This is a genomic window from Staphylococcus sp. 231237_7MaSpsaltlick, assembly GCF_043107035.1.
Window position 1 is genome coordinate 83,801 of record NZ_JBICNX010000009.1, and the last position, 14,990, is coordinate 98,790.

The window sequence follows — 14,990 nt, forward strand, 5'->3', positions numbered from 1 at the left end:
AACATCGATTACGAATTTGTATTGTATAGATCCGCTTTAAACACGTATAACAGGTGTATTGAAGTCATTGGCAGCTTCACCTGAAATAAGGTTATAAATTTTTGTTCCATGTATTTCATGTTTGAAAAAATGTGCATTTTGCTTATTGAGCTGAGTAATGAAATTGCGTTCAGGAAAAAGATGCTTCAACTGCTTTAAATATTGCTGGCCTTTTTGAGTCATACCTAATACCCTAACGGCATGTATTGCTTCAGGTTTTTGTTGCTGTTTAAAATTCAATAAAATATTCATTAATAATCTTTGAATATGTGTATAGGTAAATCGTTTCGTTTTTAATAGTGCCATAAAATGTTCGAAATCTTTTGCTTGGTCAATAAATTGAATAATACGATTTTCGAAACCTTCACTCATGGTGTAAATTTGGTTTAAGGAATCTGTATCTTGGCTTAATATTGCATATTTTAAATAGTGAAATGTGTCAGAAACTGAAACATTTGGAATAGTATAGTAGGGGTGCACAGATTCAGGGACTACTTGTTTCCATTGGGTATTAGCATTTTGAAGTGATTTGCGAATTGACGTGCCACTAGCAAAACTTAAGTTTGCTATCTCTTCTTCATGATGTGCACTTTGTAAACGTGATATGGTCCATGGTTGTATTGTTGGCGCCCATTTTTGAATTGCTCTGATATAAGAAATACCTAGTGTATTGTTTGGTGAAGATAGTAACTCATTATTAGTTATTAGTTCACTTAGGATTCTAGGATAACTTTTACCTTCTTTTGTTTTTTCGGCAAATTGTAATGATTGTTCTGTATTTGAAATATCTTCTGCTAGTGTCAGAAAAGCATCAATATTTCCAGACTCACTACCAAAAGATAAATGATCAATATTTAAATAATCAGCAACTTTTACGGCTAATTCAGCAAAATATTGTCCTGCTGATAACGATGCAAAGATAGGAAGTTCAATTACCAAGTCGACCACACTTAGTGCCATACGCGTGCGTTTAAATTTATTATAAATTGCTGGTTGTCCTCTCATCACAAAGCTTCCACTCATTATTGCAACAGTAACTTCAGAGCCGGTTGTTGACTTTGATTGTTGAGCATGATATAAGTGACCATTGTGGAAAGGATTATATTCAGTGATTAGTGCAACACTTTTCATTTGCAATTCTTCCTTTCAGAATTCATTATAGTTATTGTAACAGATATAATTGTGTTAAGAAAAAATCTTGACAACTTATGTCTATAAAGTTAAAATAAATTTTGTGCTTGATAGAGGTGAAGCCATATGAAATGGTCAATAACACAATTAAGAAAATTCCAAGATAAACCATTTGAGTTCCATCAAACGGTTAATTTTGATCATTTAGTAAAATCATTAGATTTAATAGATCTATCTGATATTGATGTTGAGGGTAAATTAACCGTCAGATCAAATGAAGTCATTGCAGATATGCATATAACAGGAACATACACAATGGCGTGTGCACGTACATTGGTTCCAGTTGAAGTTCCTTTAGATATTAACTCTCAAGAGATTTTTGATTTAGAAGGATATGAGCAATATGGCAACGATGAAGAAGATGATGAACATTACCATGATGCAACAAACGGTATGATAAATCTAAAGGATATTGCTGAAGAATTAGTTATTATTGAAAAGCCAATGCGTGCTTTTTCAAATGAAAGCGATCAGATGTTACGAGAAGGTAATGGTTGGGAAGTTATTGACGAAGAACAAGCGATTGAACTTGCACAAGAGAAGGAATCTTCCGAATCAGAGCAAATCGATCCTAGGCTTCAAAAACTACAACAATTATATGACGAAGAGCAATAGCAGATTTAAGTAATCTATAGTATAATGGATTATTGAATCTAAAAATATCTATTTAGTGTTTGAATATAAGGAGGATTATCATGGCAGTACCAAAAAGAAGAACGTCTAAAACAAGAAAAAATAAACGTCGTACGCATTTAAAAATTTCAGTACCTGGTATGACAGAATGCCCAAATTGTGGAGAATACAAATTATCTCACCGTGTATGTAAGAACTGTGGTTCATACAATGGCGAAGAAGTTGTATCAAAATAATTTCAATAATTTAAAGGTTATGTTTTAACCTAATCAAATCGTTCATTAATTATTCACTTGATAATTTTTGAACGATTTTTTATTTTAAAGATAGAAATTTTTTTATTATCAACTGATGGGTTGTGTAAAAATGATGGAAACAATAAATGCGCAAATTATTATAAATAAGATAGAAAACAATGATGTTCAATGGCTATACAATCATTTTAGTGATTATTTTCAAGATGTTACGTCTATAAATGATTTGGAAAAAATATTAAGTAATTATAATGCCATTAGAGGTCAAAATCATTTATATAGACACTTACATATAAATCGACATCAAGAATTTATTTGGTTTGATGATAACCTGAGCACGGGTGTAAGTGTTTTTTTAAACAAATATCAGGAAATTATCGGAATGACGTTGTTACCGATTAAACATATACGTGGTATAAAACAATCAAAACAACATTACACGATACCAATTAAATCCAAATGTCTTGTCTATTGGGGCGGCGACAATGAGTTAATCAATTATCATTATCAATATAAAAATCAGAGATTAGCAATGGATCTTATAAAAATTGAAGATGGATGTACATATAAAGGTGATTTAAACCAATGTGAGAATTATCATATTTATGATTCGCCGATTGTTGCTCCAGCAAATGGTGTTGTTGAAGAAATAGTCGACGGAATCCCAGATAGTATACCAGGTGAGATGAATACAGTTCATCCCGAAGGAAATTATATAGTTATAAAACATGGGCCCAAAGAATATAGTCTGATTGCACACATTAAACCACATTCATTTAAAATTGAAAAAGGTGATGAATTATTACGTGGTCAACATATAGCTAATGTTGGTAATTCGGGTAATTCATCTGAACCACATATTCATTTTCAAGTAATGAATGATAAAAACTTGCAAGTAACACAAACATTGAAAATTCAATTCCTTAATGATATTTCCCCTGTTAAAGGAGACGAAATAACTTATAATGGTGATAGTGTATTAGTAGAAAAAGAACAACCGTTTTCTAAAATCGCAAAAAATATTCATACAAATATTACACATTTATTCAGAGGTTGAAAAATAAAATGATAAAGAGGCTATGCTATGGAAATGATTACTTCAGCACAAAATAGTAAAGTTAAAAGCGCGAATAAATTAAAAAAGAAACGCGAAAGAGATAAAACTGGATTAGCACTTATTGAAGGTTACCACTTAATCGAAGAAGCTTATAAAAGTAATTTGATAATCCAACAATTATACGTTGTCGATGCAGATAGATTGGATGATAAATTAAAAGATTATGCACAAGAAGTATTTGAAATTAACCTGAAAGTTGCAGAAGTATTATCAGGTACAGTGACACCACAAGGTTTTTTCGCTGTTATTGAAAAAACTGAATATGAAATTACTTCTGCTAAACAAGTGTTACTTATTGATTGTATACAAGATCCAGGTAATTTAGGTACTTTAATTCGTACTGCAGATGCGGCAGGGTTAGATTTAATAGTGCTTGAAAAAGGCACTGCAGATCCTTATCAGGATAAAGTATTACGTGCAAGCCAAGGAAGTGTATTTCATTTACCTATTGTCACAAAAGATTTAAGTGAGTTTATTGAAAATTTTGAAGGCGAAGTATACGGTACAGCATTAGAGAATGCAGTAGATTACCATCAAGTTTCAAGTCAAGATGCATTTGCATTATTATTAGGCAATGAAGGCGATGGCGTAAATCCAAAATTATTAGAACAAACCACACAAAATTTAATAATTCCGATTTATGGTAAAGCTGAAAGCTTAAACGTTGCCATTGCAGGAAGTATTGTAATGTATCACTTGAAAGGTTGACCCTTTTGTGAATAATCGTATATAATAAAGAGAATGAAATTTAAATAATTACCGATAAAAAGACGTAAACTATAATATACAGATGCTTAAGGGAGATTATTCAAGACTGAAAGATAATCCACTGTATTTAGTTTTTTTCACCTTTTTGGTTACTTAAAGAAATTTAAGTCGGATATCATTTCCGTTATCAATGACAACAAGTGTATGCTTATGCATAAATTTGGGTGGTACCACGGAAGGCTTTCGTCCCAGTTTCAAGGGATGAAAGTCTTTTTTGTGTGGTTTTTTAATTTAAATAACTCGATCATATTTAAAAAATAGGAGGGCTAAGTATGACACAAACAGAAGCTATGTCAGAAATAAAACAACAAGCATTAGTGGATATCAATGAAGCTCAAAATGAAAAAGAATTACAAGATGTAAAGGTTAAGTATTTAGGAAAAAAAGGTTCAGTTACTGGATTAATGAAGCATATGAAAGATCTACCGAATGAAGAAAAGCCTGCCTACGGTCAACAAGTAAATGAAGTGAGACAGACAATTGAAGGCGAAATTGACTCACGCCGTGAATTGTTAGCAAACGAACAATTAGAACAACAACTTAAAGAAGAACAAATCGATGTGACATTACCTAGCCGTAAAATTGCTAATGGTGCAAAACATCCATTAACACGCACAATCGAAGAAATTGAAGATTTATTCTTAGGTCTTGGTTATGAAATTGTAGATGGCTTTGAAGTAGAGCAAGATTATTATAATTTTGAAGCATTAAATTTACCAAAATCTCATCCAGCTAGGGATATGCAAGACAGTTTTTACATAACTGATGAAATATTAATGCGTACACACACATCTCCAGTTCAAGCAAGGACTATGGAAAAACGTAATGGACAAGGGCCTGTTAAAATTTTATGTCCAGGAAAAGTTTATCGCCGTGACTCAGATGATGCTACACATAGTCATCAATTTACACAAATTGAAGGATTAGTTGTAGATGAAAATATTAAAATGAGTGATTTAAAAGGGACATTAGAATTATTGGCAAAACAATTATTCGGTGAAGATAGAGAGATTCGCTTACGTCCAAGCTATTTCCCATTTACAGAACCTTCAGTAGAAGTAGATGTATCTTGCTTCAAGTGTAAAGGAGAAGGTTGTAATGTATGTAAACAAACAGGGTGGATTGAAATTTTAGGTGCTGGAATGGTACATCCTAACGTACTTGAAATGGCAGGATTTGATTCAACTAAATATTCTGGTTTTGCATTTGGAATGGGTCCAGACCGTATTGCAATGTTGAAATATGGTATTGAAGATATAAGACATTTCTATACCAATGATGTACGTTTCTTAAATCAATTTAAAGCAGTAGAAGATAGAGGTGAAAAATAATGTTTATTTCAAAAGAATGGTTAGAATCATATGTTGAGGTTGATCAACCTGTTAACGTGCTTGCTGAACGTATCACACGAACTGGTATTGAAGTAGACGATATTATTGATTATACAAAAGACATTAAAAATCTAGTTGTAGGCTATGTACAATCAAAAGCGACACACCCTGATGCCGATAAACTCAATGTTTGCCAAGTTGATATTGGTGAAGAAGAACCAGTCCAAATCGTTTGTGGCGCACCTAATATAGATGCCGGTCAAACAGTTATTGTTGCAACGGTTGGAGGTAGATTACCAGGTGGAGTGAAAATTAAACGTGCAAAGTTACGTGGAGAACGTTCAGAAGGCATGATTTGTTCACTTCAGGAAATTGGTGTACCAACAAACTTAGTGCCTAAACAATTCGAGGACGGTATCTATGTATTTTCATCAGAAGTGACGCCTGGTACTGATGCGTTGACTGCGTTATATTTAGATGATCAAGTTATGGAATTTGACCTTACACCAAATAGAGCTGATGCATTGAGTATGATTGGTACAGCCTATGAGACGGCAGCGTTATATAATGTGCCAATGGTAAAACCAGAAACCAAAAGTAATGAAAATAATGAACAAACTGCTGATGAAATCAGTGTAACTATTCAAAATGAAGATAAAGTACCTTATTATAGTGCGCGTGTCGTAAAAAATGTAACTATCGAACCTTCACCAGAGTGGATGCAAATGCGTTTGATTAAAGCAGGCATCCGTCCGATTAATAATGTAGTTGATATATCAAACTATGTTTTAATTGAATATGGCCAGCCGTTACACATGTTTGATAAAGACCAAATTGGTTCTAAACAAATCGATGTTCGCCAAGCAAAAGAAGGTGAAATTATAACAACATTAGATGATCAAGAACGTAAATTAGTAACATCTGATATCGTGATCACTAACGGTAATTCACCAATTGCTATTGCTGGTGTGATGGGCGGAGACTTCTCAGAGGTAACTGAAGCGACAACAAATGTTGTTATTGAAGGTGCTATATTTGATCCAGTATCAATTCGCCATACATCAAGACGATTGAATTTAAGAAGTGAAGCTTCTAGCCGTTTTGAAAAAGGAATTGCTACAGAATTTGTAGACGAAGCGGTTGATCGTGCTTGTTATTTACTGCAAACATACGCAGGTGGTACTGTTACACAAGGACGTGTCGCTGAAGGTGATTTGGGTGAGTTTGTAACACCTATTGATATTTCGGTTTCAAAAGTTAATCAAACAATTGGTTTTGAACTAGCTGCAAAAGACATTGAAGCTATCTTCGTGCAACTTGGTTTTGAAACAACGAACACTGATGATGTACTAACTGTTATGGTGCCTTCACGTCGTAAAGACATCACAATTAAAGAAGATTTAATTGAAGAAATCGCACGTATATATGGTTATGATGAAATTCCTTCAACACTACCAGTATTTGAACATGTTACTCATGGTTCGTTAACGGATAGACAGTCTAAGTCTCGTATTGTAAAAGCGTCTTTAGAAGGTGCAGGCTTAAACCAAGCTATTAATTATTCACTTGTCGATAAAGAACGAGCTAACCACTTTGCATTGCAAAACCGTGATACAGTTGCGTTGTTAATGCCAATGAGTGAAGCACATTCTACGTTGCGTCAAAGTTTGATTCCACATTTAATTGATGCTGTTGCATATAATGTAGCACGTAAAAATACCCAAGTGCGCTTATATGAACTTGGTCGTGTCTTCTTTGGTAACGGTGAAGGTGAATTACCAGATGAGGTTGAATATTTAAGTGGTATCTTAACAGGTGATTATACAGTGAACGCTTGGCAAGGTAAGAAGGAAGAAATAGACTTCTTCATAGCTAAAGGTATTGTGGATCGAGTGGCTGAGAAGTTAGATATACAATTTGAATATGAAGCTGGCGAAATTAACGGTTTACACCCAGGTAGAACGGCTTACGTGAAATTAAATGGAAAAGTTATTGGATTTGTAGGAGAATTACATCCACAAATTGAAAAAGACAATGATTTAAAACGTACTTACGTATTCGAGTTGAATTATGATGAATTAATGGCAGTATCTGTAGGTTATATTAATTATCAACCAATACCTAGATTCCCAGGCGTATCAAGAGATATTGCATTAGTTATCAACCGCGATATACCTTCAGCAAAATTAGTAAATATAATTCAGCAAAATGGTGACGATATATTACAAGAAGCTGAAGTATTTGATGTTTATGAGGGCGAACATGTCGCTGAAGATGAAAAATCAATAGCAATTCGTTTATCATATTTAGATACTGAAGATACACTTACGGATGATAAAGTGAATGCGGTACATGAAGCAATATTGACTGCTTTACAAGCAGAAGGTGCTACAATTAGATAGTCATACTTAAATTGCTATATGCTTTTAATACTATAAAAAATATAGAATATAGTTGAAAGTGGTTTAAAGTAAACATATAAACTAAAAACACACCTCCATTGACGTGCACTTCTAAAAGTTAGATTTTAGTCCAACTTTTGGGATTAAGTATGATTTCAAACATGGAGGTGTGTTTTATATTTATATCAGATTATTTGATGTATTAAATAAGACCTACTAGATTTACAGTGTAACTAGAAAAATCTTTCAATGAACGCGTCATAATGTTAAGAGAATATAATGGTAAATGATAGGTTGAAAGTAGTGTTATTTTCTTATTTATATTTTTTTTGTACTAAGTTTTCAGCCTTTTGTCTATTTGCAAAATGTTTTTTTGAAATACTATCAAGATAAGCTATGCCTTTACGCTCAATTAATTTAGCGGCGGTTAAGTCAACTTTGTTACTCGCACCTTTAGGGATTTCCATTTTTGCTGCACGAGATAAACTATCCATATGTTTAACGAACGCATATCGTGAGATAATACTTGCAGCTGCAATGGCAATGGATTTTGATTCTCCTTTAGTTTCGAATTTAGTTTTACTACTAAATGGTAGTTCGCTCAACGCGTAGCGTTTGTATACGCCAGGCTCAGCGAATTGGTCAATGACAATATAATCTAACTCCTCCGTATCAATTTTTTGTGTCACATTTTTAATAGCTTCATTGTGTAACACAGCTTTCATTTTCACTTGAGACCACCCAGCTTTTTGTTTTTCGTTATATTTCTCATTGTTCATTGTTAACAATGAGTGAGGGATAAAAGTTACAAGTTGTTCTGCTAGTTCAACAATCTTAGCATCAGTTAATCTTTTGGAGTCATCTACGCCTAATGTTTTTAAGATTTGAATATTTTTTTTAGAAACATAAGCGGCACATACCGTAAGCGGTCCAAAGTAATCTCCACTGCCAGCTTCATCACTTCCTATACATTGATAGCGGTTATATTGTATTGTTTGTTGTGAATTTGATGATTTAGATGTTTTAGTTGCGTTTTTTTTAGTGGGAATGGCATTTGGTAATAATTGGGCTGCGATGGATTCAGCATCTTTACCTTGAAACATTACCTTATTTGAATTATATACAGAAATAGATGTATTTTTATATTTTGTTTTAGCTTTCATACCTTGAGATACATTTGTAGTATCAAAAGGTATTTTCGACAGTAATTGGTCGATTTGTTGTTTAGTTAGTTTGTGTACAACATTAGACATGTTATTGACCTCGCTTTATATAAGTATCTTAATTAAAATTTAGACATTTAATATCATATCACACGTATAAAATTTGAGAATAGCACGAATGGATAGTATATATAAAGATTAGAGAAAATCTTTTTATATAGACAAAAAAAGAATAAATCACAAGAAATTCTAATATAACAAATCTCACCACTTACAAAATAATATTATGTCGTGTATAATAGTTCGTGATAAATATTCTAAATAACTAAATTACATACTTAATGGAATTAATGAAAGAATAAGTTCGGAAATTTACATTCAAAGTCAGGAGTTATTATATGGGTGAGTTTAAAAATCGGATTAACGTAACTATAAATGATCAACATTATACAATTGTCGGAGAAGACAACCCTGAGCATATCCGTTATGTAGCGCATTTAGTAGATGAGAGACTGAAAACACTAGCTAGTAAAAGCGCAGGTCTTGATACTACTAGAAAAGCTATTCTTACAGCCGTAAACATAATGCATGAAAAAGTACAGCTAGAAGAAGAAAATTACCGTTTACAACAAGAAATAAAACAATTAAAAAATAGAGAAGAATAATGATTAGCGATTTAATAATCATAATTATTTTCCTTTACATAGGCATGATTGGGTTTAGAAGAGGTATTTGGTTGGGGTCGTTACATTTAGGTTCAACCATATTCTCACTTTGGGTGGCCCATCGTTTACATTCACAAATTTCACAACGATTAGAATTATTTGTGCCATTTCCTAAAACGCGTGCATATGATTTGAACTATGCATTTCAATTTGATAATCTACAGCAGCGTTTTGATCATATTATAGCATTTTTGATTATAGCAACTGTTACTAAAGTAATTTGTTATGCTATTGTCGTTGTATTTGATAATGTAATTACATCTAGAAAGCCTAATTGGGTAAGTCGTATGTTAGGTGTAATAATGAGTGTTATTTCTTCAACTATTATTTGCGCTACTTTGGTTTATATGATTTCAATGTACCCACTTGAATTCATGCAACAACAGTTGATGGAAGGCCATTTAGCTGAACACTTTATATTTCACGTGCCATTTATATCAACTTATGTACTAAATATATAGAATGTTTTAGAATATAAACATATAAAGTTTTATAAAATATAGGAGGTCAGGACATAACCAATTTACTGAATTTGAAGCAGTAATCTGTCTTGACCTTTTTCTATGGAGTGAAAATAATGACAAAAAAAGATATTATTCAATTATTAGAAAAAATAGCCACTTATATGGAATTAAAAGGTGAAAATACATTTAAAGTATCTGCATATAGAAAAGCCGCGCAAAGCCTTGAAATTGACGAACGTCCTATAGAACAAATAGAAGATGTGACTCAATTAAAAGGTATCGGCAAAGGCGTAGGTGACGTAATAGATGAATACCGAAAACATGGCACATCATCTACATTAGAATCTTTGAAGCAAGAAGTACCAGAAGGTCTTATTCCATTATTGAAGATTCAAGGATTAGGTAGTAAAAAAATAGCTAAGTTATATAAAGAATTGAATATTGATGGGAAAGAAGCGTTACAAGCTGCATGTGAACAAGGATTAGTAAGTGAATTAAGTGGTTTTGCCAAAAAGACAGAACAAAATATATTGGAAGCTGTAAAAGCATTAGGCGCTAAAAAAGATAATTATCCTATTGACCAAATGCGTGGGTTAAATAAAATTATAGATGCATATTTGTTACAAATTGACGCCGTTGTACAATATGAAGTTGCTGGAAGTTTTAGAAGATATAAAGAAATGAGTAAGGATTTAGATTATATAATTAGTACAGATGAACCAGCCAGTGTACAACAAGCATTATTAAATATTCCGAACAAAGTTAAAGATGTTGCCGTTGGTCAAACAAAGGTATCATTAGAGCTAAGTTTTGATGATGAAACCATTGGTGTTGATTTTAGGCTGATCGAACCATCAGCGTTTTATCATACATTACAGCACTTTACAGGTTCCAAAGATCATAATATTCGCATACGTCAATTAGCAAAAGAACAAGATGAAAAAGTGAGCGAATATGGAATTGAACAAGCAGATGGAAACATCATTCAATACCAAAGTGAAAAAGAGATTTACGAACATTTTGGTGTTAATTGGATTGAACCTGCAATTAGAGAAGATGGCAGTGAGTTTGATAAAGACTTATCAGAGATTATAAAATTAGATGATGTCCAAGGAGATATTCATATGCATACAACATATAGTGATGGTGCATTTAGTTTAGAAGAAATGATCAAAGCTAATATTGCAAAAGGATATCAATTTATGGTAATTACAGACCATTCGCAGAGTTTGAAAGTAGCAAACGGTTTGTCTGTAGAAAGGTTATTACGCCAGAATGAAGAAATAAAAGCTTTAAATGAGAAATATGATGAAATTGATATTTATTCAGGAATAGAAATGGATATATTACCAGATGGACGTTTAGATTATGATGATGAAGTATTAGCACAATTAGATTATGTTATAGCTGCAATACATCAAAGTTTTAATCAATCACAAGAGGAAATTATGCAACGTTTGGAAAATGCATGCCGTAACCCTTATGTTAGGCATATTGCGCATCCGACAGGACGCATCATAGGTAAACGTCCAGGCTATGAACCGGATATTGACAGATTATGTGAGATAGCAGCTGAAACAAATACAATTTTAGAAATTAACGCAAATCCTAAACGCTTAGATTTAAATGCAGAAACTGTAAAAAAACATCCTAATGTTAAATTAACAATTAATACAGATGCACATCATATAGATCATTTAGAATTTATGAAATATGGTATCGCAACTGCACAAAAAGGATTTGTAAAAAAAGATAGAGTTATTAATACGATGTCTCGCGAAGATTTTAAATCGCTAATAGAAAATAATATTAAATTGAAGAAATAGAGGGATTAGATGAGACAGAAATCATTAGATGTCTTAGAATTCGATAAAATCAAATTGTTAGTTGAAAATGAAGCAATTAGTGATTTAGGAAAAGAAAAAGTTATAGCTATGACACCTGCTACGGATTTTAATACTGTAGAATTTCAAATGAATGAGACTGATGAAATTGCACAAATTTACAACAAACATCGTATGCCTAGTTTAAGCGGGTTAGCAAAAGTTTCAGCGTTTATTCATAGAGCTAGTATTGGTGGCGTACTGAATGTGAGTGAATTAAATGTAATTAAACGTCTTATACAAATACAAAATCAATATAAGACATTTTATAACAATCTTATAAGCGAAGAAGAAACGATTAATTACCCAATTCTCAATGATAGAATGGAACAGTTACCAATTTTAACAACTTTATATCAAAGTATACACGAAAAATGTGATGCGTATGATTTATATGACAATGCCAGTTATGAATTACAAGGTATTAGAAGTAAAATTTCTAGTACGACACAGCGTATCAAACAAAACTTAGATAAAATTGTTAAAAGCCAAAGTAATCAGAAAAAACTTTCCGATGCAATTGTAACTGTACGTAATGAACGTAATGTTATACCGGTTAAAGCTGAGTATAGACAAGATTTTAATGGTATTGTTCATGATCAATCGGCTTCAGGACAGACTTTATATATTGAACCATCATCTATTGTAGAAATGAGTAATCAAATTAGCCGTTTACGTAATGATGAAGCAGTTGAAAAAGAAAGAATTTTATCTGAACTCACGGGCTATGTGGCGGAAGAAGCTGAAGCTTGTTTAATGTCAGAATCTATAATGGGACAAATTGATTTCCTAACTGCCAAAGCGCGTTATGCGAGTTCAATTAAAGGAACTAAACCAGAATTTACTGCTGAAAGAACAGTATATCTACCAAAAGCTTATCATCCTTTATTGGATAGAGATACTGTTGTAGCTAATACGATTGAATTTGCACAAGATATTGAGACGGTTATTATTACTGGTCCTAATACTGGTGGTAAAACAGTTACGTTAAAAACGCTTGGTTTAATCATTATGATGGCACAATCAGGTATGTTAATTCCTACACTTGATGGTAGTAAGTTGAGTGTATTTGAAAATGTTTTCTGTGACATTGGTGATGAACAATCTATTGAACAATCACTTTCTACATTTTCTTCTCATATGAAAAATATCGTTGAGATTTTACAAGAAACAACAAAGCATAGTTTGATTTTATTCGATGAATTAGGCGCAGGAACAGATCCAAGCGAAGGTGCTGCTTTAGCAATGAGTATTTTGGATTATGTACATGATATAGGTTCTTTAGTAATGGCAACTACACACTATCCAGAATTAAAAGCATATAGTTATAATAGAGACGGAGTTATGAATGCGAGTGTAGAGTTTGATGTTAATACACTGAGCCCAACATATAAATTATTGATGGGTGTCCCAGGACGTTCAAACGCTTTTGACATTTCAAAAAAACTAGGGCTAAACATTCAAGTTATTCAAAAAGCTAAATCTATGATTGGCCAAGACGAACAAGAAATTAATGAAATGATAGCTTCGCTTGAAACAAATTCAAAACGTGTAGATGAACAACGAATTGAGTTAGACCAACTGCTTAGAGAAGCTCAAGATACACATGATGCTTTAGCAAAACAATATGAACAATATCAAAACCATGAAAAGCAACTCATGAATGAAGCGAAAGAAAAAGCGAATCAACGTGTGAAATCAGCTACTAATGAAGCGGATGAGATTTTAAAAGAATTACGTGAATTAAGAGATAAAAAAGGTGCAGATGTAAAAGAACATGAACTGATTGATAAGAAGAAACAATTGGACGATCAGTATGAAGCTAAATCAATTAAACAAAATGTTGAAAAGAAAAAATGGGATACGATTAAAACTGGTGACGAAGTTAAAGTATTGACTTACGGTCAAAAAGGTGAAGTGTTAGAACTAATTGATAATAATGAAGCAGTAGTACAAATGGGTATAATCAAGATGAAACTACCTTTAGAAGACTTGGAAAAAACTAAGAAAACTAAAGAAGAGCCTACTAAAATGATTAAACGCGAAAATAGACAAAGTATTAAAATGGAACTTGATTTACGTGGCTACCGTTATGATGAAGCAATGGTCGCGGTAGACCAATATCTAGATCAAGCTGTGCTAAGTAACTATGAACAAGTTTATATTATTCACGGTAAAGGTACAGGTGCTTTACAAAAAGGTGTGCAAAATCATTTGAAACGGCACAAAAGTGTGTCATCATATAGAAACGGGATGCCAAGTGAAGGCGGATTTGGTGTAACCGTGGTAGAATTAAAATAATCGTGAGCAAGAGGTATGCAGAATATCATAAAGTCTGTTATAATTTCTTCATCATTTGAAATTTAAGGAGGATTGGCAGTTATGGCAATCGTAAAAGTAACGGATTCAAACTTTGATGAAAATATTCAATCAGGGGTAAATTTAGTAGATTTTTGGGCAACTTGGTGTGGCCCTTGTAAGATGATTGCTCCAGTATTAGAAGATTTAGCTGGTGATTTTGAAGGTAAGGCTAATATTTTAAAACTTGATGTAGATGAAAATCCATCAACAGCTGCTAAATTTGAAGTTATGAGTATCCCAACTTTAATCGTATTTAAAGATGGCGAACCCGTAGATAAAGTTGTAGGTTTCCAACCTAAAGAAAACTTAGCTGAAGTAATCGAAAAACACTTATAATATACTAAAGAAGAACCTAATCCGGGACATATCAATGTCCTGGATTTTTTAATCATATGAAAAGTAATTTATTGAAATGAGACCAACCTCTTAATCTTATAGATAAGTTTAATCTTAAATGCTTTGTTGATAGAAGCTAGTATTGTTCGTCTAATAGTGTCATCTTATATAAGCACTTATAAAGTTAAAGTGTAGAGATTTCAATAAATTGTGTAATGTAGCCAAGCTATTTTATAATAGTATAGATATAGATTTTTAGTAGTAACGCTTTTGGCTTTATAAGCCAAGTTTAACCAGTATAAAAATAATAAAGAAAGGAGGCA

General features: G+C 32.6%; 13 protein-coding genes. 11 read left to right on the forward strand and 2 right to left on the reverse strand.

Annotation, left to right across the window (positions count from 1 at the left end):
• Window positions 1–36 precede the first annotated feature (36 nt).
• A complete protein-coding gene (locus ACF91D_RS17740; protein ID WP_039066900.1) occupies window positions 37–1,170 on the reverse strand; it encodes a nucleotidyltransferase in 1,134 nt (377 codons plus the stop codon).
• 126 nt (window positions 1,171–1,296) lie between these two features.
• Here ACF91D_RS17740 and ACF91D_RS17745 point away from each other — a divergent pair, with 126 nt between their 5' ends.
• The 6 genes from ACF91D_RS17745 to pheT all read left to right on the forward strand — a co-directional run bounded on the left by ACF91D_RS17745 (window position 1,297) and on the right by pheT (window position 7,735).
• The gene (locus ACF91D_RS17745; protein ID WP_039066899.1) at window positions 1,297–1,845 is read left to right on the forward strand and encodes a YceD family protein; all 549 of its coding nucleotides are present in this window, start codon (window positions 1,297–1,299) and stop codon (window positions 1,843–1,845) included.
• Between the two features lie 80 nt (window positions 1,846–1,925).
• A complete protein-coding gene (gene rpmF / locus ACF91D_RS17750; RefSeq protein ID WP_017724181.1) occupies window positions 1,926–2,099 on the forward strand; it encodes a 50S ribosomal protein L32 in 174 nt (57 codons plus the stop codon).
• A 130-nt stretch (window positions 2,100–2,229) separates the two neighbouring features.
• Window positions 2,230–3,174: a M23 family metallopeptidase gene (locus tag ACF91D_RS17755; protein WP_237282762.1), complete on the forward strand. Its 945-nt coding sequence runs from the start codon at window positions 2,230–2,232 to the stop codon at window positions 3,172–3,174.
• A 27-nt stretch (window positions 3,175–3,201) separates the two neighbouring features.
• On the forward strand, window positions 3,202–3,942 hold the full coding sequence (locus ACF91D_RS17760) for a TrmH family RNA methyltransferase (protein WP_107550159.1): 741 nt from the start codon (window positions 3,202–3,204) through the stop codon (window positions 3,940–3,942).
• A gap of 332 nt (window positions 3,943–4,274) precedes the next feature.
• Window positions 4,275–5,333 (forward strand): phenylalanine--tRNA ligase subunit alpha, encoded by a 1,059-nt coding sequence (pheS, locus tag ACF91D_RS17765; RefSeq protein WP_039066895.1) that lies wholly within the window; start codon window positions 4,275–4,277, stop codon window positions 5,331–5,333.
• Entirely contained in the window at window positions 5,333–7,735 is a 2,403-nt protein-coding gene (gene pheT, locus ACF91D_RS17770; protein ID WP_327620648.1) for a phenylalanine--tRNA ligase subunit beta, read from the forward strand. Before pheS ends, pheT begins: the two co-directional genes overlap by 1 nt.
• 314 nt (window positions 7,736–8,049) lie before the next feature.
• Here pheT and rnhC read toward each other — a convergent pair whose 3' ends face one another.
• Complete coding sequence (rnhC, locus tag ACF91D_RS17775; RefSeq protein ID WP_039066890.1) at window positions 8,050–8,988, reverse strand: ribonuclease HIII; 939 nt, start codon at window positions 8,986–8,988, stop codon at window positions 8,050–8,052.
• Window positions 8,989–9,296: 308 nt separating this feature from the next.
• On the opposite strand from rnhC, the gene zapA reads away from it, so the two are divergent.
• The 5 genes from zapA (at window position 9,297) to trxA (ending at window position 14,667) form a co-directional block, all read left to right on the forward strand.
• Window positions 9,297–9,563, forward strand: a complete 267-nt coding sequence (zapA, locus tag ACF91D_RS17780) for a cell division protein ZapA (protein WP_017724187.1) — start codon at window positions 9,297–9,299, stop codon at window positions 9,561–9,563.
• Window positions 9,563–10,084 (forward strand): CvpA family protein, encoded by a 522-nt coding sequence (locus ACF91D_RS17785; protein ID WP_039066888.1) that lies wholly within the window; start codon window positions 9,563–9,565, stop codon window positions 10,082–10,084. Before zapA ends, ACF91D_RS17785 begins: the two co-directional genes overlap by 1 nt.
• A gap of 116 nt (window positions 10,085–10,200) precedes the next feature.
• On the forward strand, window positions 10,201–11,913 hold the full coding sequence (gene polX, locus ACF91D_RS17790) for a DNA polymerase/3'-5' exonuclease PolX (protein ID WP_327620647.1): 1,713 nt from the start codon (window positions 10,201–10,203) through the stop codon (window positions 11,911–11,913).
• 9 nt (window positions 11,914–11,922) lie between these two features.
• Complete coding sequence (locus ACF91D_RS17795; protein WP_039066886.1) at window positions 11,923–14,271, forward strand: endonuclease MutS2; 2,349 nt, start codon at window positions 11,923–11,925, stop codon at window positions 14,269–14,271.
• An 81-nt stretch (window positions 14,272–14,352) separates the two neighbouring features.
• Window positions 14,353–14,667 carry a thioredoxin gene (trxA, locus tag ACF91D_RS17800; RefSeq protein WP_017724191.1) on the forward strand — a complete coding sequence of 105 codons (315 nt, stop codon included), beginning with the start codon at window positions 14,353–14,355 and terminating at the stop codon, window positions 14,665–14,667.
• Window positions 14,668–14,990: the final 323 nt, after the last annotated feature.

Coding starts and splice junctions, on each gene's coding strand:
- ACF91D_RS17740 (WP_039066900.1), bottom strand. CDS start 1,170: ATGAAAAGTGTTGCACTAATCACTGAATATAATCCTTTCCACAATGGT.
- ACF91D_RS17745 (WP_039066899.1), top strand. CDS start 1,297: ATGAAATGGTCAATAACACAATTAAGAAAATTCCAAGATAAACCATTT.
- rpmF (WP_017724181.1), top strand. CDS start 1,926: ATGGCAGTACCAAAAAGAAGAACGTCTAAAACAAGAAAAAATAAACGT.
- ACF91D_RS17755 (WP_237282762.1), top strand. CDS start 2,230: ATGATGGAAACAATAAATGCGCAAATTATTATAAATAAGATAGAAAAC.
- ACF91D_RS17760 (WP_107550159.1), top strand. CDS start 3,202: ATGGAAATGATTACTTCAGCACAAAATAGTAAAGTTAAAAGCGCGAAT.
- pheS (WP_039066895.1), top strand. CDS start 4,275: ATGACACAAACAGAAGCTATGTCAGAAATAAAACAACAAGCATTAGTG.
- pheT (WP_327620648.1), top strand. CDS start 5,333: ATGTTTATTTCAAAAGAATGGTTAGAATCATATGTTGAGGTTGATCAA.
- rnhC (WP_039066890.1), bottom strand. CDS start 8,988: ATGTCTAATGTTGTACACAAACTAACTAAACAACAAATCGACCAATTA.
- zapA (WP_017724187.1), top strand. CDS start 9,297: ATGGGTGAGTTTAAAAATCGGATTAACGTAACTATAAATGATCAACAT.
- ACF91D_RS17785 (WP_039066888.1), top strand. CDS start 9,563: ATGATTAGCGATTTAATAATCATAATTATTTTCCTTTACATAGGCATG.
- polX (WP_327620647.1), top strand. CDS start 10,201: ATGACAAAAAAAGATATTATTCAATTATTAGAAAAAATAGCCACTTAT.
- ACF91D_RS17795 (WP_039066886.1), top strand. CDS start 11,923: ATGAGACAGAAATCATTAGATGTCTTAGAATTCGATAAAATCAAATTG.
- trxA (WP_017724191.1), top strand. CDS start 14,353: ATGGCAATCGTAAAAGTAACGGATTCAAACTTTGATGAAAATATTCAA.